The organism is Gordonia sp. L191 (assembly GCF_030077625.1).
Classification (GTDB): domain Bacteria; phylum Actinomycetota; class Actinomycetes; order Mycobacteriales; family Mycobacteriaceae; genus Gordonia; species Gordonia polyisoprenivorans_A.
In genome coordinates this window covers 5,029,136-5,049,732 of record NZ_CP125996.1, presented here as the reverse complement: position 1 = coordinate 5,049,732, position 20,597 = coordinate 5,029,136, and the positions used below count along the sequence as shown (strand labels likewise).

19 protein-coding genes are annotated in these 20,597 nt (G+C 66.9%); 13 read left to right on the top strand and 6 right to left on the bottom strand.

Going from position 1 to position 20,597, the window contains the following annotated elements; all coding sequences use genetic code 11:
* Positions 1–196: 196 nt before the first annotated feature.
* Positions 197–751, bottom strand: a complete 555-nt coding sequence (locus tag QNM97_RS22740; RefSeq protein ID WP_283820442.1) for a DinB family protein — start codon at positions 749–751, stop codon at positions 197–199.
* 128 nt (positions 752–879) lie between these two features.
* On the opposite strand from QNM97_RS22740, the gene QNM97_RS22735 reads away from it, so the two are divergent.
* Positions 880–1,521: a pyridoxamine 5'-phosphate oxidase family protein gene (locus QNM97_RS22735; protein WP_283820441.1), complete on the top strand. Its 642-nt coding sequence runs from the start codon at positions 880–882 to the stop codon at positions 1,519–1,521.
* On the opposite strand, the gene QNM97_RS22730 is transcribed toward QNM97_RS22735, so the two are convergent.
* Complete coding sequence (locus QNM97_RS22730; protein WP_283820440.1) at positions 1,522–3,117, bottom strand: AMP-binding protein; 1,596 nt, start codon at positions 3,115–3,117, stop codon at positions 1,522–1,524.
* Between the two features lie 118 nt (positions 3,118–3,235).
* Here QNM97_RS22730 and QNM97_RS22725 point away from each other — a divergent pair, with 118 nt between their 5' ends.
* The 3 genes from QNM97_RS22725 (at position 3,236) to QNM97_RS22715 (ending at position 5,373) form a co-directional block, all read left to right on the top strand.
* Positions 3,236–4,042 (top strand): LuxR C-terminal-related transcriptional regulator, encoded by an 807-nt coding sequence (locus QNM97_RS22725; RefSeq protein WP_283820439.1) that lies wholly within the window; start codon positions 3,236–3,238, stop codon positions 4,040–4,042.
* A gap of 5 nt (positions 4,043–4,047) precedes the next feature.
* Positions 4,048–4,521 carry a GNAT family N-acetyltransferase gene (locus tag QNM97_RS22720; protein ID WP_283820438.1) on the top strand — a complete coding sequence of 158 codons (474 nt, stop codon included), beginning with the start codon at positions 4,048–4,050 and terminating at the stop codon, positions 4,519–4,521.
* Positions 4,522–4,587: 66 nt separating this feature from the next.
* Positions 4,588–5,373, top strand: coding sequence for an IclR family transcriptional regulator (locus tag QNM97_RS22715; RefSeq protein WP_283820437.1), 786 nt, complete (start codon positions 4,588–4,590; stop codon positions 5,371–5,373).
* 360 nt (positions 5,374–5,733) lie between these two features.
* Here QNM97_RS22715 and QNM97_RS22710 read toward each other — a convergent pair whose 3' ends face one another.
* Complete coding sequence (locus QNM97_RS22710) at positions 5,734–6,918, bottom strand: 4-hydroxybenzoate 3-monooxygenase (RefSeq protein WP_283820436.1); 1,185 nt, start codon at positions 6,916–6,918, stop codon at positions 5,734–5,736.
* A 185-nt stretch (positions 6,919–7,103) separates the two neighbouring features.
* Between QNM97_RS22710 and QNM97_RS22705 the strand changes: the two genes are divergently transcribed.
* Entirely contained in the window at positions 7,104–8,543 is a 1,440-nt protein-coding gene (locus QNM97_RS22705) for an aldehyde dehydrogenase (protein ID WP_283820435.1), read from the top strand.
* Between the two features lie 136 nt (positions 8,544–8,679).
* Here the strand turns inward: QNM97_RS22705 and QNM97_RS22700 are convergent, their stop codons facing one another.
* A complete protein-coding gene (locus QNM97_RS22700) occupies positions 8,680–8,952 on the bottom strand; it encodes a DUF7218 family protein (RefSeq protein ID WP_283820434.1) in 273 nt (90 codons plus the stop codon).
* A gap of 152 nt (positions 8,953–9,104) precedes the next feature.
* Here QNM97_RS22700 and QNM97_RS22695 point away from each other — a divergent pair, with 152 nt between their 5' ends.
* Positions 9,105–9,656 (top strand): Rho termination factor N-terminal domain-containing protein, encoded by a 552-nt coding sequence (locus QNM97_RS22695; protein ID WP_283820433.1) that lies wholly within the window; start codon positions 9,105–9,107, stop codon positions 9,654–9,656.
* A gap of 45 nt (positions 9,657–9,701) precedes the next feature.
* Here the strand turns inward: QNM97_RS22695 and QNM97_RS22690 are convergent, their stop codons facing one another.
* Entirely contained in the window at positions 9,702–11,501 is a 1,800-nt protein-coding gene (locus tag QNM97_RS22690; RefSeq protein ID WP_283820432.1) for a sigma-54-dependent Fis family transcriptional regulator, read from the bottom strand.
* A gap of 193 nt (positions 11,502–11,694) precedes the next feature.
* Here QNM97_RS22690 and QNM97_RS22685 point away from each other — a divergent pair, with 193 nt between their 5' ends.
* From QNM97_RS22685 to QNM97_RS22655, 7 genes are all read left to right on the top strand, one after another.
* Entirely contained in the window at positions 11,695–13,296 is a 1,602-nt protein-coding gene (locus QNM97_RS22685; RefSeq protein WP_208793567.1) for a flavin-containing monooxygenase, read from the top strand.
* 42 nt (positions 13,297–13,338) lie between these two features.
* On the top strand, positions 13,339–14,544 hold the full coding sequence (gene acmB, locus QNM97_RS22680) for a methyl acetate hydrolase AcmB (RefSeq protein ID WP_283820431.1): 1,206 nt from the start codon (positions 13,339–13,341) through the stop codon (positions 14,542–14,544).
* 188 nt (positions 14,545–14,732) lie between these two features.
* Complete coding sequence (locus QNM97_RS22675) at positions 14,733–15,797, top strand: NAD(P)-dependent alcohol dehydrogenase (protein ID WP_283820430.1); 1,065 nt, start codon at positions 14,733–14,735, stop codon at positions 15,795–15,797.
* A gap of 72 nt (positions 15,798–15,869) precedes the next feature.
* On the top strand, positions 15,870–17,117 hold the full coding sequence (locus QNM97_RS22670; RefSeq protein WP_283820429.1) for a helix-turn-helix transcriptional regulator: 1,248 nt from the start codon (positions 15,870–15,872) through the stop codon (positions 17,115–17,117).
* A 172-nt stretch (positions 17,118–17,289) separates the two neighbouring features.
* Positions 17,290–18,381, top strand: coding sequence for an S-(hydroxymethyl)mycothiol dehydrogenase (locus tag QNM97_RS22665; RefSeq protein ID WP_283820428.1), 1,092 nt, complete (start codon positions 17,290–17,292; stop codon positions 18,379–18,381).
* Positions 18,381–19,007: an MBL fold metallo-hydrolase gene (locus tag QNM97_RS22660; RefSeq protein ID WP_502874955.1), complete on the top strand. Its 627-nt coding sequence runs from the start codon at positions 18,381–18,383 to the stop codon at positions 19,005–19,007. The genes QNM97_RS22665 and QNM97_RS22660 overlap by 1 nt, the downstream gene beginning before the upstream one ends.
* Positions 19,008–19,106: 99 nt before the next feature.
* Positions 19,107–19,547 carry a DoxX family protein gene (locus QNM97_RS22655; RefSeq protein ID WP_208793572.1) on the top strand — a complete coding sequence of 147 codons (441 nt, stop codon included), beginning with the start codon at positions 19,107–19,109 and terminating at the stop codon, positions 19,545–19,547.
* A 247-nt stretch (positions 19,548–19,794) separates the two neighbouring features.
* Here the strand turns inward: QNM97_RS22655 and QNM97_RS22650 are convergent, their stop codons facing one another.
* Positions 19,795–20,586, bottom strand: a complete 792-nt coding sequence (locus tag QNM97_RS22650) for an IclR family transcriptional regulator (protein WP_283820427.1) — start codon at positions 20,584–20,586, stop codon at positions 19,795–19,797.
* Between the last annotated feature and the right edge of the window lie 11 nt (positions 20,587–20,597).

The following is a 20,597-nucleotide window of genomic DNA, read 5'->3' as shown; positions in this document are numbered from 1 at the left end:
GTGCCCGGCGAGGTTCGCCGCACGGATCGGTGGTGGTGTGTTCCCCGAGCCACAAGTATTGTGAGCGGCTCTGAGCAGGGGCAACCGCGTTCGGGTGGATTAGGTCGGCTGATCGGGAAATCCACCCGAACGGACTACACCGACGTAACAGACGTCCGATTCGTCGCGATGAACACGGACCGATACCGTCTCGCCCTCAGGCCTGGTCGCCGAAATCGAACAGCGCGGCCATCGTCGTCCGGCCGTCGAGCGCCTCGCGGATGATGTCGGCGTGCCCGCTGTGATGGGCGGTCTCACGCAACATGTGCAGGGCCATCTTGCGTACCGTCCACCATTCCCGCTCGGGCTGCCACGGCGCGGTTGCTTGCGGGATCAGTTCGTCGAGTGAACCGACCTCGGCGATCACTGCGTCGTAGGCGCGTGCGGCATCCCGGTAGGCGGTGAGCCACTCGTCGAATGTCTCACCGTCGGTGAGTTCGTATCCGTGCTCGAGATTGTCCATGTGGATCTCGGCGTTCGGGTCACGGTCGAGGAGGGTCTGGGTGTGCTCGCGCTGCACCATTGTCAGGTGCTTGAGGAGACCGCCGAGGGTCAGCTCGCTCACGGTGCTCCGACGGCGGGCCAGCTCGTCGTCGAGACCGCGCAAGGTCACCAGGAACATCGCGCGCTGATCCTCCAACAGGGTCAAGACGTCGGCCTTCTCGCCGGTGACGTCGACGGAGAGGGTGACGGAGGTGTAGGTGCCGGCCATGAGGGTGCCTTTCGGAGTGGTTTGCGGTCACCACCGAAACTACGAACCAATGCGGACAGATCCGGTCCGCATTCGCTCGGGAAGGGAAATCTGTTGCCGGGAAGCCGCGCGACGCGCACCATGCCCTCATGCCCGAGCCCTCCTCGTACTCCGACGAACCCGCCGAACTCTCGGCTCTGCGCCGCAAGCCGACTCGCGGTGGCGACCGCGCGTTGCTCGACGACGTCCTCGACTCGGTCCTCGTCGGAACCCTCTCGACCGTCGTGGACGGGTGGCCGTGGTCGGTGCCGCTGCTCTTCGCCCGCGACGGCGACGACATCCTCATGCACGGATCGATCGCCGCAGGCGCGCTGCGTCATGTGGCCGAGGGTGCGCCGTCGACGTTCACCGTGTTCGTCCTCGACGCCATCGTGGTGGCCGACAGTCTCTTCGACCATTCCGCGAACTATCGGTCCGCGGTGGTGCGCGGAATCCCCGAACGCGCCGATGACGACCTGGCCGCACTGGAAGCCTTGTCGGACAAGCTGATCCCGGGCCGTGTCGCCGAGACGCCGTCGATCACCGGCAAGGAGCGTGCCGCGACGATCGCCCTGCGGATGCCGATCGTCGACGGTCAGTGGATCGCCAAGGCCCGCACCGGAGGTCCCGGCGTCGACACCGACAACTGGACCGGGGTCGTGCCCGTCCGCACCGTCTACGACGACCCGATTCCCGCGACGGGCACCGAGATCCCCGAGTCGGTACGGCGCCTGGCGAGCGGTGACCGGTGACTACCTCTGCCGCAGGACGAATCGCTGGATCTTGCCGCTCGGTGTCTTGGGCAGCGCGTCGACGAAATGCACGCTGCGCGGATAGGCATGCGCGGCGAAACCCGTCTTGACCAGCTGCTGCAGCTCGGCCTCCAGGGCGTCGTCGCCGATCACACCGTCGGCGAGCACGACGAAGGCCTCGAGGACCTCACCGCGCAGTTCGTCCGGCCGGCCGACGACGGCGACGTCGATCACCGACGGATGGGTGATCAGCACGCTCTCGACGTCGAATGGTCCGATCCGGTAGCCGGCCATGATGATCACGTCGTCGTCTCGAGCACTGAAGAAGTAGTTGCCGTTCTCGTCGACCCGGCCCGTGTCGCCGGTCAGATACCAGCGCCCGTCCTCGGTGAACCGGGCCGCGGTCTTCTCCGGGTCGTCGAGGTAACCGGTGAACCACAGTGCCGGACTGGCCGATACGTCGATCGCGATCTGTCCGTCGACGATGCCGGTGGTGAAGCCGGGCATCGGTTGGCCCATCGATCCGGGGATCAGCGGTCGCCGCACTTCCGGGGCCCAGTGGTTGTTGATGAACATGCCGTGCTCGGTCTGGCCGTAGTGGTCACGCACCTCGGTGCCCAATGCGTCTGTCGCCCAAGCGATCACATCAGGTGTGAGAGGCTCACCCGCCGATGATGCGTGCCGCAGCGAGAAGCCCTCGATCGCACCGCTCTTGCTCAGCGCGCGATACACCGTCGGGGCGGCGGCGAAGTTGGTGACACCCAGCTCGCCGAGAATGCGAGCGGTCAGCTCCGGCGTGAAACCGGCCTGCAGCAAGATGTTCGGGCGTCCGGTGGCCAGCGGACCGAGGACGCCGTAATACAGACCGTAGGCCCAGCCCGGGTCGGCGGCATTCCAGAACACGTCGTCGTCGGTCACGTCGAGACCGAAACGCATGTACGTGACCATCGCCGCCAGTGCGCGCACCGGCACCGGAACCCCCTTGGGCGCGCCCGTGGTTCCGCTGGTGAACAGTAGGATCAGGTGCCCGTCGCCACCGACGGCCACCGATTCCTCCCAGGGCTCACTCGCGGCGAGCAGGGTGTCGAAATCGTAGGTTCCCGAACCGCTTTCGCTCGGACGCTCGGCGCCGGCGACCACCGTGGTCAGACCGTCGATTCCGTCGAGTTTGCCGACCTGGCTGGCCTCGGTCACCACGACGCCGGCGTCGCCTCCACGTAGCCGCATCTCGATCGCCGGTGTCGCGAACGCGGTGAACAGCGGGATGTAGACCGCGCCGAGGCGGGCGAGTGCCAGCAACGTGACCACCAGCTCGACGCGCTTGCCCATCAACACACCGACCCGTGAACCGCGCTCGACGCCGAGCTCAGCCAGGGCGGTCGCGAACTTCCGCGACTGCGCGGCCAGATCGCCGTAGGTGATGCGGGTGGTGACGAGGGCGTCGCCGCTGGTGCCGACCGTCACGAACGCGACGGCATCCGGGTCGTGTCGGTCGGCGAGCAGGGTCGCGGCATTCGCGTCGTCCGCGCCGAACTCGGCCAGCAACGCGGCCACCTCGGCCTCGACGGAGGGATGCGCGGGAGCGGTCTGGGTCATGGTCTCACCTGGGCCTCATGAGTAAGCTGAATCACAGTCGCACGCATTGTCTGCCGCGACCGACACTGCGTGCCACCCCCCGAAGAGGGGGCGCACACGACCGGAGGAGGTGACCGAGATGCCCGAATCGCTCGCGGCGCCGGTCACCGACGCGCTGCGCCGATTGCGCCGGGCCAGCGGTGTCTCACTTGCCTTCGGTGGTGTCGTGCAGAGTGGGCGGGGCCTGCGCCTGAGTCACTTCGTCGGCCACACCGTCGGTGCGCTCAACGGTGTTGCCGTCGACATCGGGCACGGACTCGGCGGCAAGGTGGTGGCCACCAACCGGCCGATGGTCGTCGACGACTATCTGAAGACGCCGCGGATCACCCACCGCTACAACGCGGTCATCGCGACGGAGGGCCTGCGGGCGATGGCCGCGGCACCCGTGATCGTCGACCGGACACCGGTGGCGGTGATCTACGGCGCCTTGCGCACCGACGATCCGCTCGGCGACCGCGCACTCGACGCCCTCGCCGTGGAGGCCCGCACCCTCGAACAGCAGATCGTCGCCGCCCGGACATCCGTCGAGACCGCGGCGGTCCAACCCGAGGCCGACGCGCTGCGCGTTCGGTTGACCGAGGCATATGCGCAACTGCGTGACCTCGCGCGCTCGGTCGACGATGCCGAGGTCGCCGCTGCGATCGGCCGCATCACCGACGGGCTCCTCGACGCCACACCCGAACACGAGTCGGTGGCGTTGACCCGCCGCGAGCAGGACGTGCTGGCGCTGGCCGCGCTCGGCTATCCCAACGCACGGATCGCCGACTCACTGGGCATCGGCGTCCAGACCGCCAAGGGCTATGTGAAGGACGCGATGCGAAAGCTCGGTGCCACAAGCCGATTGGAGGCAGTGGTGATCGCGCGGCGCTCCGGTCTACTGCCGTGAGTGTCATGACCGTCCCGGGCCGCCTCGTCCGCCTGGCCGGCCCGGCCGATGCGGCGGTCGTCGGTCGGCTGCTGTTCGACTTCAACACCGAGTTCGAGAGTCCGACCCCGAGTGCCGACGAGTTCGCCGGCCGCTTCACCCGTATGCTCGCCCGTGACGACGTGCTCGTCGTGCTGGCCGAGTCCGACGGGGAGCCCACCGGATTCGCCTACCTGACACTCCGCCCGACCCCGTACGGCGACGGGCCGCTCGCGCAGTTGGAGGAGTTGTACGTCGTACCCGCGCTCCGGGACGGGGGCATCGGCACCGCCCTGCTCACCCGGGCCGTCGACGAGGTGCTGGACCGCGACGCGATCGAGATGCTCATCAACGTCGACGAGATCGACACCGACACCCGACGCTTCTACGAGCGGCACGGGTTCACCAACATCGAGCCCGGTGAGGACTACCGGATGCTCTGTTACCTGCGGGAACTCTGATGGTCCGGCCGCGGCCGGCGGTCACCGGCGAAACGACGGCGCGCCGGTCTGGCGCCGTGACCATCGATGGCCGGTAACACCTCGACGCCGGGTGCGTCGGTGGCGGCGCGCACGCTCGCGTTACTCGGCACATTCGATTCCACTCATCGGGTGCTCTCGCTGTCCGAAATGGCCGTGCACGCTGGTCTTCCGCTGCCGACCGCGCATCGTCTCGCGGGCGAGCTCGAGCGGTGGGGTGCGCTGGTGCGCCGCCCCGACGGCCGGTACGTGATCGGCAGGCGTCTGTGGGATCTCGGGCTCCTCGCACCGATCCAGTCGGGGATTCGGGAGGTCGCCGAACCATTTCTCCACGACCTCTACGCCGCGACCACGGCAACGGTCCACCTGGCCATCCGAGAGGGTACCGCCGCGCTGTATCTCGATCGCATCTCCGGAAAGGAGTCGGTGCCGGTCGTCAGCCGGGTCGGCGGGCGGCTCCCGTTGGCCGCCACCGGCGTCGGGAAGGTGTTACTCGCATACGCCCCCAACGATATTCGCGAGGAGGTGATGGCCTCGCTCACGCGCATCACTGCGCACACCATCGTGAACCCGAAGCTCCTCGACGACCAGCTGCGCCGCGTTCACGACGAGGGCTACGCGACAACCGTCGAGGAGATGACGCTCGGCGCCTGCTCGGTGGCCGTCCCGGTGCGCGGTCCGGACGGAGTGGTCGCCGCCCTCGGCATGGTGGTGCCATCGATCAGCGGCCGACTACCGCGGATCGTCGCCGCGTTACAGGTTGCCGCGCAAGGGATCGGGCGCTCGCTCGGGGCGCCCTCCCGAGTGGGCGGTCCTTCACACGGTGGTGACTGATCGGTGGGTCATCTCCTGTGAACGGCGGTGCCCCATCACGCCTGGGTGAACCATCGGTGAGGCATCTCCCGTATGCGGCGGTGCCGCATCACACGATGGTCGAGGTGTGGAGGAGCGCTAGCGACGGAGCCTCGAGACCTGTTGTTTTGCTGCTGGTTTCGGATTTCCGGCGTCGGCTTGCGGTGGTCTCGAGACGCTCCGGCTCGCTGCGCTCGCGCGGGGCTCCTCGACCATCGAAAAGGGGCCCGGGCGTCTCGACCATCGGGAAGGGGCGGGGCTCCTCGACCATCGGAAAGGGGGCGAAGCTCCTCGACCATCGGGGGGGAGGGCCATCGGGGGGGGCATCGGACGCCCTCCGGATCAGACCGAGGGCCAGCCGGTGTATCCCTCGGCGAGATAGGCCGATCCGACCTCGGAGGCGGTCAGCGTTTCGAGTTCGCCGAGTTGGCGGCGCTCGTCAAAGTCCGATGCGTCGGAAGCCTTGTGCAGCATCGTCGTCATCCAGTACGAGAAGTGCTGAGCCTTCCAAACGCGGGCGAGCGCCCGCTCGGTGTAGGAGTCCAGTGCCGTCTCGTCGGGGGCAAGCAGCGCCCGCTCGATGGTCTCGGCCAACACCCGGACGTCGGCGAGGGCGAGGTTGAGACCCTTGGCGCCGGTCGGCGGAACCGTATGTGCCGCATCGCCGGCGAGCAGTAGCTTCCCGTCGCACATCGGGGTCTGCACGAAGCTGCGGAACGGCAGCACGCTCTTGTCGATGATCGGGCCCTCCTGCAACGAGAAACCGTCTGGTCCGGCCAGTCGGCGCTGCAGTTCGGCCCAGATCCGGTCGTCGGACCAGTCGTCGGGATTCTCGGCCGGATCGCACTGGAAGTACATCCGCTGCACCGACTCCGTGCGCTGACTGATCAACGCGAAGCCGAACGGGGAACGGGTGTAGATCAATTCGGGGGCGCTGCGCGGAGCCTCGGTGAGAATGCCGAACCAGGCGAACGGGTACTCGCGGAACAATCGCTGTGGGTCGGCGACGAGGTCGCGGCAGATGCTGCGTGAGCCATCGGCGCCGACGACGAGGTCGGCCCGGATCTCGTGACGCCCATCGGTATCGGTGTAAGCCACACGAGGGTCGTCGCGGTGGTCGGTGACCGCTGTGTCGGCGATGCCGTAGCGGAGGTCGCCGCCGTCACGAACCCGTGCGGCGTGTAGATCGATGAACACGTCGGTCTGTGGGTAGAGCCAGCATGAGGCGCCGACGAGTTTCTGGAAGTCGATGCGATGGCTGATGCCGTCGAAGCGCAGGTCGATTCCCTGGTGTTCGTGGCCGTCGGTGAGGACGCGATCGCTGACCCCGGATTCGACGAGCAACCGGACGCTGTCTCGCTCCAGGATTCCGGCGCGGTGGGTGGTCTCGATCTGCTCGTAGGTGCGGGTGTCGAGGACGATGCTCTCGATTCCGGCCCGATGCAGCAGGTGCGAGAGCATCAGGCCGGCCGGGCCGCCGCCGACGATCGCGACCTGCGTGCGGGTGGTGCTGGTGAAGGTGGACATGTGACTCCTCTGGTTGAGCACACGGTAGGGAGAGCGCTGTCACAACCACCAGACCGTGCTTCCACTCAGTGAAAGCACATGCCGATGTGCTGCAGAAGCGGGTGTCACGACCGGGCGGCTGCGGCACACTGGATTGTGACCCGCAGCACACAGCGGTGATTGCGTGGACATCCCAGGAGGCGTGAATGATCACCTACGACAAACTCTTTATCGGCGGCCAGTGGGTAGCCCCGGCATCGGGTGAACAGATCGAGGTCGTGTCGTCGAGCACCGAGGAACAGATCGGTGTGGTGCCGGCCGCGGTCGAGGCCGATGTGGACGCCGCGGTCGCCGCAGCGCGAGCGGCGTTCGACGATCCGCAGGGCTGGGCGCGCTGGGAACCGTCGCGCCGTGCCGATGCGATGGAACAGCTCGCCGACATCCTCGAGACCAAAGGCGAGGAGATGGCCCGCCGGGTCTCGGCGCAGAACGGCATGCCGATCGCCATCTCGAGTCAGCTCGAGACCGGCGTGCCACTGACCCTGTTGCGCTACTACGCGGGGCTGGCCCGCGGGTTCTCCTTCGAGGTCGAGCAGGATCACCTCTTCGGCGGGACAACGCTGGTGCGCCGGGAACCGGTCGGTGTGGTCGGGGCGATCGTCCCGTGGAACTATCCGCAGGCGCTCGCCGCGTTCAAGTACGGTCCGGCGCTGGCCGCCGGCTGTGCGATCGTGCTCAAACCGTCACCGGAAACGGTGCTCGACGCCTTCTTGTTCGCCGAGGCCGTCGCCGAGAGCGACATCCCCGATGGCGTTGTCAACGTGGTGCCCGGTGGCCGGGAGACCGGCGCCTACCTGGTCTCGCACCGCGACGTCGACAAGGTGGCGTTCACCGGGTCGACCGCGGCTGGCCGGCAGATCGCGGCCACCTGCGGGCAGTTGCTGCGACCGGTGACCCTGGAACTCGGCGGCAAGTCGGCCGCGATCGTCCTCGACGACGCCAATCTCGACCTGTCGGTGATGGGCGAGCGACTCTTCGAGAGCTTGCTGGTCAACAACGGCCAGACCTGCTACCTCGGAACCCGAATCCTGGCTCCCGACAACCGATATGACGAGGTCGTCGACACCCTGGCGGCGTTCGTGAGCAGCTTGCCGGTCGGCGATGCGCTCGACGAGTCGACGATGATCGGCCCGATGGCCAGCCGCACCCATCGCGATCGGGTGGAGGGCTACATCGAGAAGGGCAAGGGTGACGGAGCGCGCGTCGTGGTCGGCGGTGGTCGCAGCGAACGCGACCGAGGCTGGTTCGTGCAACCGACCCTGTTCGCCGACGTCGACAACCACTCGACCATCGCGCAGGAGGAGATCTTTGGTCCGGTCCTCTCGGTGATTCGCTACTCCGACACCGACGACGCGATCCGACTGGCCAACGACTCCGACTACGGCCTCGGTGGTTCGGTGTGGACCTCCGATCCCGACCGCGGCAAGGATGTGGCGCGGCGGGTGCGCACCGGAACCATCGGCATCAACCGGTACATGCCCGATCCGGGCGCGCCGTTCGGTGGCGTCAAGGACAGCGGTATCGGACGTGAACTCGGGCCTCAGTCGATGGAGGCCTACCTGGTGTACAAGTCGATCTACGCCTGACACCGGCACGTCCGGCCCGAATACGAATACAGATTCCACAAAGTTGGCCCGAAAACCCCGATTCTCGGGGTCCGATGTCCGCTCACGTGGAATCTGTATTCGTATGTCGCGGGTGGCGTCGCCTCGACGACCACTCTCAGTGGTTGCGCAGCGTCTCGATCAGTTCGTCCTTCTTCATCGACGAGTATCCGGAGATGTCGAGTTCCTTGGCGCGCGATCGGAGTTCATCGACGGTCCAGTCCTCGTACGAGCCGGAGCGACCGCCCTTGGAACCCACCGATGAGCGGCCCTCGTTGGCGGCGGCATTGGCGATCCGTGCGGACTTCTCCTTGGAGTTGCCCTCATCGCGGAGCTTTTCGTAGAGCTCGTCGTCCTTGACCGATGGGCCGCGATCCTCTTGCTGCGCCATGATCTTCTCCTCTCGTGTGATCCATGCTGGTGACGGGAGCGGGCCGCGATGCCCGGAAAGTTCGGGTCCCGGGCGTGTGAGTCCACTCCGTGAGGGTGTTTCCCACTTACCCTGGTCCCCAAACAGCTGGTTGACGAGGGAGGACAGCGGGCGTGAGCAAGAAGGACGGGGCAGGTAAGAAGGATCGGGCGATCAAGCGACTCGAGGCGGAAATCGGTCGCCTCACCAAGGAGCTGGCCAAGGTCGAGAAGGCTGCGCGCAAGCGGATCAGCCGCGCCGAAGGTGACGTGGCGGCACTGCGCGCCGAGGTGTTGAAGGTCGTCGGCCTGGGTGGCGACAAGCCGGAGCCGGACAAGCCAGAGCCGGCAGCACCCGCCACGACGCCGACAGCGCCCGCAAAACCGCCGACAGCGCCCGCCACGACCGCGACAGCGCCCCCAAAACCGCCGACAGCGCCGGCAAAGACGCCGACAGCGCCCGCCAAGAAGGCAGCACCTGCCAAGAAGGCAGCACCTGCCAAGAAGGCAGCACCGGCCAAGAAGCCGGCACCGGCCAAGAAGCCGGCGGCGCCGACGAAGGCGCCCTCACCCAAGTCGTCCGGCCGCGGCCCGACGGTCGCCGAACTTCGGGCACAGGCGAAAGTCAAGGGCATCAAAGGCTATTCGTCGATGACGAAAGCCCAACTCCTGGAAGCCCTGAAGTAATACCGCGCGCTGGGTGGTCCAGGGCGCTGGAGCAGCGTCGGCGCCCTACACCCCGGAGATGCCGTACGCGTGGATCTTTCGGTACAGCGAGCTGCGCGAGAGTCCCAATGACGCGGCTGCACGGACCCGGTTGCCGTCGCATTCGGTGAGTGCGGCGATGATCGCGTCGCGTTCGGTGGCCTCGAGGGTCGTCAGCGCGCGGGTGGTGTTCGCACGGCAGTACCCAGGCAGGTCGTCGGGCTGGATCTCGCCGACTGGTCGTCTGCGCAGGGCCTCGGCGAGCGCTTCGCGGAGTTGTGGGATGTTGCCGGGCCACGAATAGGCGGCAAGGATGCGCATGGCCTTCGGGCTGATCCGGCTGTTGCGTTGTGGTGCAAGGGCCTTGACGACTCGCACGACGATGGTGTTGAGATCGGTGCCCCGCAACCGCAGCGGTGGGATGGTGACGGACTGGCCGATACCCGGCAGCGTGACCACCGACGGTTGTTCGTCGGTGGGAGGTTCGATCGTGACCGCGAGAAGGTATCCCGCGTCGGTTGCGGCGGCCACCAGGTCTGTCACGGTGTCCACGGTGGTGGCTGAGACCTTGTCCAGATGTCGGATCACCAGCAGCGCGCAGTCGTCGACGGCGTTCTCGGGCCCGGCGACCTGCTCGCCCCGTTCCACGCGCTGCGCGTCGATGACGACCACCGGGGCGTCGCCGTACACCTCGTGAAAGGCCTCGGCGATCAGGCTCAATCGACCCGAGCCCGGCTCGCCGATGACCAGTACACCGGTCCCCGATTCGAGGGCGGTAAGTGCCTCGGCTCGGGCGGCCTGCCACGCCGGGCTGCTCGCCGGCTCGCTCCGCGCGATCGGCGTCGACAATGACCGAAGTGCTTGCAGCCGAACCGATCCCGACGGAACGTCATGGTCTTCGTCGAGCAACAGCACCATGCCCACGGTGTCGCCGTTGTAGGTGATGGAGGTTGATCGCAACCGAATGCTGCGCCCGTCGTCGAGGGTGACCCGACGGGCACCGGGATCGTGGCGGGACATCAAGAAGCGGGTGAACTCCACCACGCGTTCCTGGTCCGCAGGTGAGAGCATCTCTCGCGCAAGCTCATTGGCCATGACGGTATCGGCCCCGGTGAGCTGGGGGGTGGCGCTGCCGACAGCCATCACCGCTTGGCGCGGACGGGAGTCGGCGCGCAGGTAGGTCTCGAACAGTGCGCGTTTGGCCTGGCTGCGGTCGAGTAGCAGATTCCGGCCGATGTCGGCGGCGGCGGATCGGATCAGGGCGTCCACCAACGGGTTCCAGGTGTCGGCGAGCATGCTGGCGTCGAGGACCCCGGCGACGCGTCCGGTCAACGGGTCGAAGACCGGGGCGCCGGCGCAGGCGAACTGTACGAGCGACTGGTTGAAATGCTCGCTGCCCACCACGGTGACGGGTGCTCCGACCTCGAAAACCGTTCCGACGCCGTTGGTTCCGACGCCGCTCTCGTCGAAGCAGAACCCGCGCTGGAAGTCGACGCGGTCGAGCACGCGGCCGACGGCCGTGGAGCAATCGCGCCGGTCGACGATGCGTGCCTTGGCGTCGGTCAGGGCGATGGTGACCGGGACGTCGGACATGTCCCGGGCGAGGCGCTCGATCACCGGTTGCGCGCAGCGGGCCAATCGGGAATCGAAGTCGATGTCCTCGAAGAATGCCACGGTGTAGCGATCGGCGTCGACGCCGGCATCGTGGCTGCGCTCCCAGGATGCCGCGACCACGTCGTCGACACCCGCGGCACCTGCGGGCCCGTACTCGAGAAAATCTGCCCGGGCGGCTGCGATGCGGAGCTGCCGCTCACGGATATCGGTCATCGTCGAGCGTCCTCCTCTCGTCGATCCCCCTCTATTGTGACCTGCCGCACAAAGCCGATTATGCAACGCCCTCAACTGCGACGACACCGTCCGGTGGGTCAGGAATGGTGTCCCAATTTGGGACACCCAGGAGTGCCCGGACACTCTCGACACTGGCCTTCGAACGTGAGCACCATCACAATCAGGAGGAACAATGGCAACAACCACACTCGACGCGGCCGTGATCGGCACGGGAGTCGCCGGCCTGTACGAGCTGCACATGCTGCGCGAGCAGGGACTCGAGGTGCGGGCCTATGACAAGGCGTCCGGCGTCGGGGGCACGTGGTACTGGAACCGCTATCCGGGCGCCCGCTTCGATTCGGAGGCCTACATCTACCAGTATCTGTTCGACGAGGACCTCTACAACGGGTGGAGCTGGAGCCAGCGTTTCCCCGGGCAGGAGGAGATCGAACGGTGGCTCAACTACGTCGCCGACTCGCTCGACCTGCGCCGTGACATCTCGCTCGAAACTGAGATCACCAGCGCCGTCTTCGACGAGGACCGCAACCGGTGGACTCTGACCACCGCCGACGGCGACACCATCGACGCGCAGTTCCTCATCACCTGCTGCGGGATGCTCTCGGCGCCGATGAAGGATCTGTTCCCCGGACAGTCCGACTTCGGTGGTCAGCTCGTGCACACCGCGCGTTGGCCCAAGGAGGGCATCGACTTCGCGGGCAAGCGCGTCGGCGTGATCGGCAACGGCGCGACCGGAATCCAGGTCATCCAGTCCATTGCCGCCGACGTCGACGAGCTGAAGGTGTTCATCCGCACCCCGCAGTACGCGCTGCCGATGAAGAATCCGTCCTACGGCCCCGACGAGGTCGCCTGGTACAAGTCGCGATTCGGTGAACTGAAGGACACCCTGCCGCACACGTTCACCGGATTCGAGTACGACTTCACCGACGCCTGGGAGGATCTCACCCCCGAGCAGCGTCGGGCGCGGCTCGAGGACGACTACGAGAACGGTTCGCTGAAGCTCTGGCTCGCCTCGTTCGCCGAGATCTTCTCCGACGAACAGGTCAGCGAAGAGGTCTCGGAGTTCGTCCGGGAGAAGATGCGCGCCCGTCTCGTCGACCCGGAGCTGTGCGACCTGCTGATCCCGAGCGACTACGGCTTCGGCACGCACCGGGTGCCGCTGGAGACCAACTATCTCGAGGTCTACCACCGCGACAACGTGACCGCGGTTCCGGTGCGCGACAACCCCATCACCCGCATCCGGGAGAACGGCATCGAGCTTGCCGACGGCACCGTGCACGAGCTCGACGTCATCATCATGGCGACCGGATTCGACGCCGGCACCGGTGCGCTCACCCGCATCGACATCCGTGGTCGCGACGGCCGCAGCCTCGCCGACGACTGGAGTCGTGACATCCGCACGACGATGGGCCTGATGGTGCACGGCTACCCGAACATGCTGACCACCGCGGTCCCGTTGGCGCCGTCGGCGGCGCTGTGCAACATGACGACCTGCCTGCAGCAGCAGACCGAGTGGATCAGCGAGGCCATCCGGCACATGCGCGCCACCGGCAAGACGGTCATCGAGCCGACTGCCGAGGGTGAGGAAGCCTGGGTCGCCCACCACGACGAACTCGCCGACGCGAACCTCATCTCCAAGACCAACTCCTGGTACGTCGGGTCGAATGTGCCCGGCAAGCCGCGTCGGGTCCTGTCCTACGTCGGCGGCGTCGGCGCCTACCGGGACGCGACGCTCGAGGCCGCTGCGGCCGGCTACAAGGGTTTCGCACTGTCCTGACGGACAGTGTGATCCAGATCATATCCGTGGAAGGATAAAGCTATGACCAGCACATTCTCTTCACTCGATGTCTCCGCGTTCACCAGTGCCGCCGATCGGATTCTGGCCGAGGCCGTCACCGGGGACGCCCGCGTGCCCGGCGTGGTGGCGGTGGTGACCGATCGTGACCGCACCGTGTATTCCGGAGCTGCGGGCCAACGCAGCCTGGGCGGGTCGGCTCCGATGACCACCGACGACGTGTTCGCGATCTTCTCCACCACCAAGGCGATCACCGCGACCGCGGCGCTGCAGCTGGTGGAAGAGGGCCTGCTCGACCTCGACGCGCCGGCGAGCACCTATGCGCCCGCCATCGGCACCCTGCAGGTGATCGAAGGCTTCGACGACGCCGGCGAACCGATCCTGCGGGCACCGAAGTCGGTGCCGACCACCCGCCAATTGCTCACGCACACCGGAGGATTCGGCTACGACTTCTTCGACGAGATCTATAGCCGGCTCGCCGAGGAGAAGGGGCAGCCCAGCGTCACCACGGCCAGTCGGGCGGCGCTGATGACACCGCTGCTCTTCGATCCGGGCGAGCGGTGGCAGTACGGAACCAACATCGACTGGGTCGGTCAGGTGGTCGAGGGGTTGCGCGGAAAGCGGCTCGGTGAGGTGTTCGACGAACGCATCTTCGCCCCGCTCGGCATCGAGAACATGAGTTTCATTCTGCGCGAGGACTTCCGGTCGCATCTGACCGAGATCCACGCGCGCAACGCCGACGGCTCGCTGACCCCGATGGGTCTCGAACTACCGTCGCCGCCGGAGGTGGACTTCGGTGGACACGGCCTGTACGGGACCGTCGGTGACTACATGAAGTTCATCCGGATGTGGCTCAACGACGGTGTGGGCGAGGGTGGTCGGGTCCTCAAGGCCGAGACCGTGGAGATGGCGCTGCGCAATCATCTCGGTGATCTGCCGGTCACCATGCTGCCGGGCGTCATCCCGTCGCTGTCCAACGACGCCGAGTTCTTCCCGGGACAGTCGAAGTCGTGGTCGTTGCCGTTCATGATCAACAACGAGACGGCGCCGACCGGCCGCCCGGCAGGTGCCCAGGGATGGGCGGGGCTGGCCAATCTCTTCTACTGGATCGACCGGCAGAACGGATACGGCGGGTACTGGGCCACCCAGATCCTGCCGTTCGGCGACCCGACCTCGTTCACCAAGTACATGGAGTTCGAGACGGCCTTCTACGACGCCCTGAAGAGCTAGCCCCTGCACGGGCCGGCCCCGGGGGCCGGACGTCCGAGGAGTATCGGTGCGGGATCATCCGCACCTCGGCCCGCCATGCCGCCCCCCGGCATGGCGGGCTGATCACTCTTGCCCGCATCCGGGTACCGCCACACCTTCTTCGCTTTCCGAAACCACTTCTCTTTTCCCGAAACCAAAGGATGAGCCACATGTCCGCCTTGATGAAGACCTTCACGATGCTCGAGATCGGCAAGACCGCGATCGTCGAGAAGCCCATACCCACACCGGGCCCCAACGAAGCCCTGGTGAAGACCACCGCCGCACTGATCTGCACCTCGGATGTGCACACCGTCAAGGGTGCGCTGCCCGTCGAGAACGGGCGCACCCTCGGACACGAGTCGGTGGGTGTGATCGCCGCACTCGGCTCCGCGGTCACCGGTTTCACCGAGAGCCAGCGCGTCGCGGTGAATGCGGTGACGCCGTGCTTCGAATGTTCGTACTGTCAGCGGGGTTTCACCAGCCAATGCGGTGGGCTCCTCGGCGGCTACAAGTACACCGCGCAGGTCGACGGCAACATGGCCGAGTACTTCCTGGTGCCGGCGGCGCAGGGGAATCTCGCCCCGATCCCGGACGAGTTGAGCGATGACGCCGCGGTGTACGCCTGCGACATGCTCAGCACCGGACTGATGGGTGCCGAGCATGCGCAGATCGAGATCGGGGACACCGTGGCGATCTTCGCGCAGGGTGCGGTCGGATTGTGTGCCACCATCGGGGCGAAACTGCGGGGTGCGGGGCGGATCATCGCCGTCGAGTCACGTCCCGAACGCATCGCTCTGGCAAAGCGTTTCGGTGCCGACGACATCGTCGACTTCACCGACGGTGATCCCGTCGCGCAGATCATGGACCTCACCGGTGGCGTCGGCGTGGATGCCTCGATCGAGGCGCTCGGCTTCCCGCAGACCTTCGAGGCCGCGTTGGCCTGCCTCAAGGCCGGTGGCACGTTGTCGAACATCGGGTATCACGGCGAGAATCCGGCGCCGCTGCCTCTAGATCTGACGGCGTGGGGACTGGGCATGGGCGACAAGACCATTCGGACCGGACTGTGTACCGGTGGCAGTGACCGGATGTCGCGGCTGTTCACCCTGATGACGACCGGCAAGGTCGACCCGACGGTGATGACCACTCATCGCTTCGGCTTCGACGACGTCGAGGACGCGTTCGTCATGATGGCCGAGAAGCGCGACAACATCGTCAAACCGTTGATCACCTTCTGACCGGGCATCCGGGTACGGGAGAAGCCGGGGCGCGGTCGTTGTCACCCCACCGCGGTCAGCCAGAATGGGAACGTGACGAGCGACTCCGACGGCTGGCAACGACTGCGCACCGTCATCGACGGACCGCTGCCGGAGATCGCGGCCCGGTTCTCCCGGTTCCTGACGTCGCAGTGTCCGCACGACGCGCTGGTCATCTTCACCCGCGAGTGCACCGGGCGTCCCCGCAAGGTGGCCGGCGACCCGGCGATCGTCGATCGGGTCACCATCGCCGAACTCGATGCGATCAAGGACGAGACGGTCGTCGGTGAGGTGATCGAGCGCGACGCGGTGGTCGGGGGCGCGTCGCGTCGGGTGCGGGTGGTGCGCGACGAGACCGACACGCTGCTCGTCCTGGTGCCCAAGCGGGCGCTGTCGGGGTCGCCGAAGCTGTTGCGCGCCTGGTTTGCGATCGTCGCGGTCTCGATCCGCCAGCAGGTCGCCCAGGCCAGCCCGGACTATCTCGCCGAGTCGCGGGCGGCGTCGAGTGAGCGGGCGCGCACCATCACCCAGCTGACCGAGACCCACGAGGACACCCTCGCGGCGATCCTGACCACGCTGCGTGCCCGCGACCTCGACGATCGGACAGCCCGCACCCGCGCCGCCGACACCGCGTCGTCGGCGCTGATCGCATTGCGCACGGTCGGCGATGCCGACCACAAGCTGGCGACCGAGGCGCTGGCCACCGCGTTCTCCCGGTTGCAGGCCGAACTCGAACCGGTCCTGCGGCACGTCGACGCCGAGGTCGACTTCGGTGGACCGACCGTCGCCGGACGGTCGTTGCCCGGGGAGATCGCGCACGCCGCGCGGGCGATCGTTCGTGCCGTTGCGGTGGCGGTCGTCGCCCAGGCGCACCTCGTGCGGGTGCGGATCTCCTGGGATGCGCAGGGTGACGATCTCGTCGTCGACGTCCGTGACCAGGGCAGCGGCGAACTCGATGGGGACGCGTTGCGGCGCCAGCTGGCCGGACGGCTGCAGGCGCTCGACGGGCGCCTCGAGGTCGAGACGATCCCCGGCTGGGGCAGTCGGGTGTCGGCGCACATCCCGCTGCAGACTCCCGACGCGCGACCCTCCGAGGATCTGCTGTCGTCACTCAATCCGCGGGAGGTCGAGGTGCTGGGGCATCTGGCCCTCGGGCGACGCAACAAGTCGATCGCCACCGATCTCGGTGTCAGCGAATCCACGATCAAGTTCCACGTCACCTCGATCCTGCAGAAACTGCAGGTCTCCAACCGCGGGGAAGCCGGTCTGCTCGCGGCCCGGGCGGGTATCACGGCGCAGTGATCATTCTCGACGAGTCGGGGGCGGCTGTACTTTCGTCTAGGTAGAACCATCCATTCGGGCGGATGCATGTGTTCGTCGGCGCCGTGAGACTGGGACGGGACTACTACGACTGCATGGCGCAGTCCAGCGTTGTCCCCAACCAGAGTCGTATCGAGAGGATCGAGAAGCGGATATGTCGGAGCAGACGGTCAAGGGAGTCATCTCGCGGAGCAAGGGTGCTCCGACGGAGCTCGTCGATGTGGTGGTCCCCGACCCCGGGCCCCGCGATGTGATCGTGAAGATCCAGGCATGCGGTGTCTGCCACACCGACCTCGCCTACAAGCAGGGCGGGATCAACGACGAGTACCCCTTCCTGCTCGGGCACGAGGCGGCGGGCATCGTCGAGACCGTCGGGTCCGACGTCAGTCACGTCGAGGTCGGCGACTTCGTCGTCCTCAACTGGCGTGCGGTGTGCGGTGAGTGCCGCGCCTGCAAGCGGGGCCGTCCGTGGTATTGCTTCAACACCTTCAACGCGTCGAAGTCGATGACGCTGACCGACGGCACCGAGCTCACCCCTGCCCTGGGCATCGGCGCGTTCATCGAGAAGACGCTGATCCACGAATTGCAGTGCACCAAGGTCAATCCCGAGACCGACCCGGCGGTGGCCGGACTGCTCGGCTGCGGTGTGATGGCGGGTCTGGGTGCGGCCATGAACACCGGCAACGTGGGCCGCGGTGATTCGGTGGCCGTCATCGGCTGCGGTGGGGTCGGTGACGCCGCCATCGCCGGCGCGCGGCTGGCCGGTGCCACAACCATCATCGCGATCGACCGCGACCCGGCAAAGCTGGAGTGGGCCACCGATCTCGGCGCCACCCACACCATCAACGGTGCCGAGGTCGACGACGTGATCACCGCCGTGCAGGATCTCACCGACGGCAACGGGGTGGACGTCATCGTCGATGCCGTCGGCCGACCCGAAACCTACAAGCAGGCCTTCTACGCCCGTGACCTCGCCGGCACCGTGGTGCTCGTCGGCGTGCCGACCCCGGAGATGACCCTCGAGCTCCCGCTGGTCGACTTCTTCTCTCGCGGTGGTTCTTTGAAGTCCTCCTGGTACGGCGACTGCCTGCCCGAGCGGGACTTCCCGATGCTCATCGACCTCTACGAGCAGGGTCGTCTCCCGCTGGAGAAGTTCGTCACCGAACGTGTCGGACTCGGCGACGTCGAGGACGCGTTCTCGGCGATGGAGGCCGGCAAGGTGCTGCGTTCGGTGGTGGAACTCTGATGCCCCTGCAGATCGAGAACGTAGTCACCTCGGGAACTTTCAGCCTCGACGGCGGCACCTGGGACGTCGACAACAACATCTGGATCGTCGGTGACGACAGCGAGGTCGTCATCATCGACGCGGCGCACAAGGCTGCGCCGATCCTCGACGCGGTCGGCGGACGCACCGTCAAGGCGATCCTGTTGACCCACGGGCACAACGACCACATCACCGTCGCACCGGAGTTGTCGCAGGAGACGGGTGCACCGATCCTGCTGCATCCCGGCGACGACATGCTGTGGAACGACACCCATCCCGACGTCGGCCACGGCGATCTCGCCGACGGCCAGGAGATCGAGGTCGCGGGCACCGCGCTGACGATCATCAACACCCCGGGACATTCGCCGGGCTCCTCGGTGATCTACGCGCCGGAGGCCGGCGTGCTGTTCAGCGGTGACACCCTGTTCCAGGGCGGGCCCGGTGCGACCGGGCGCTCGTTCTCCAGCTTCCCGACGATCATCGAGTCCATCAGGACCAAGATCTTCACCCTCGATCCGGAGACCAAGGTCTACACCGGTCACGGTGACGGCACCACCGTTGCCGCCGAGGCACCGCACCTGGAGGAATGGATCAAGCGCGGCAACTGAGTCGGGGTCGGCGGGGCCAGATGATCGCGATCTATGGAGTGGCTCACAGTTGATTGCCAGACTATTGGTTGCATGCGCAAACACTGTCACTATTAGGCAATGCTAACCTCACTTGAGAAACTCTCCCCGTGGGCGATCGGGATCTTCCGGATCGTCGTCGGCTTCTTGTTCTTCTGCCACGGCACGTCCACGCTGTTCGCGTGGCCGGTGGCGCCGTACAGCGGTCAGACCGCGGACTTCGGCGCCTGGCCATCGTGGTGGGCTGCGGCCATCCAGTTCGTCGGTGGCCTGCTGATCATGCTCGGGGTCGGGACCCGCGTCGCGGCGCTCATCGGATCGGGATCGATGGCCGTCGCCTACTTCTGGAAGCATCAGGGCGACGGCCTGCTCCCCATCCAGAACGAGGGTGACTCCGCAGCGCTGTTCTGCTGGGCGTTGCTGCTCCTCGTCTTCGTGGGTGCCGGTCAGCTCGCACTGGGATCGGTGTTGTCACGCAAGGATTCTGCGTCGCGAGAGGCAGGGGTGGCCGAGCCGGCCTGAGGCTCTTGCCTGGTGATCGGAACCAGCTGCGGCGCAGTTGGTCTCGAGGCTCGCCGCACGCGGCTCGCACCTCGACCAGCGATCAAAGTCGCAGTCGGTAGGTCGGTTGCGTTCGGGGAAGTCGCCGTAGATCGGTTGCGGTTGGCGAACCCGGTTTTCCCCCGATGGTCGAGGTGCTCGGCGCCCCAGGCGCCGAGCCTCGAGACCCGCCGCACCGATGGGAATCCGGTCCCACTGACCACCGGCGTCAGCCGCGGAAACCGAAGCGTGAGTTGAGTTCTGCGGCGGCACGCTGCACGGTGGCGGCGAGCGAGGGGGCGTCGTCGGGATCGAGGCGGTATCTCGGTCCCGACACACTCAACGCGCCGATCACGGCGCCGCTGTGATCGCGGATGGGTGCGGCGACCGCGACGAGCCCGAGTTCCAGTTCTTCCTCGGCGATCGCCCACCCGCGGTCGCGGATACGGGCGAGATCGGCGAGCAGGGAGTCGATCTCGGTGATGGTGTGTTCGGTGTAGCTCGGCAGTCCGGCGACGAAGGTGGCGCGCACCTCGTCGTCGGATAGCGCGGCGAGTAGGGTCTTGCCCGACGACGTGGCATGCGCCGGAGAGGTCTGACCGATCCAGGTCTGCAGCGCAACACTCGAGGTGCCCTGCGCCTCAACGATGTTGACCGCCTGTGTGCCGCCGAGTACGGCGATGTTGGCGGTCTCGCCGAGTTCCGCGGCGAGCATCTCGCAGATCTCCTGTCCCTGTTTGGACAGGTCGAGCGTGGCGCTGGTCGAACTGGCCAGTCGCACCACGGTGAAGCCGATGCGGTACTTGCGGCCGACGGGCTCCTGTTCGACGAAGCCGCGTGCCTCCAGCGAGCCGATGACACGCGAGACCGTCGACTTGTGCACGCCGAGTTCGGCGGCGAGTTCGGTGACGCCGGCCGCGCCGTGCTGCCCGATGAGCTCGAGGATCTGCAGGGCCCGGTCGACCGACTGGACGGCGCCGGAGCCGGGGTTCTCGGACGGGTTGCTCTCCTTGGTGGGCATGACCCGACCAA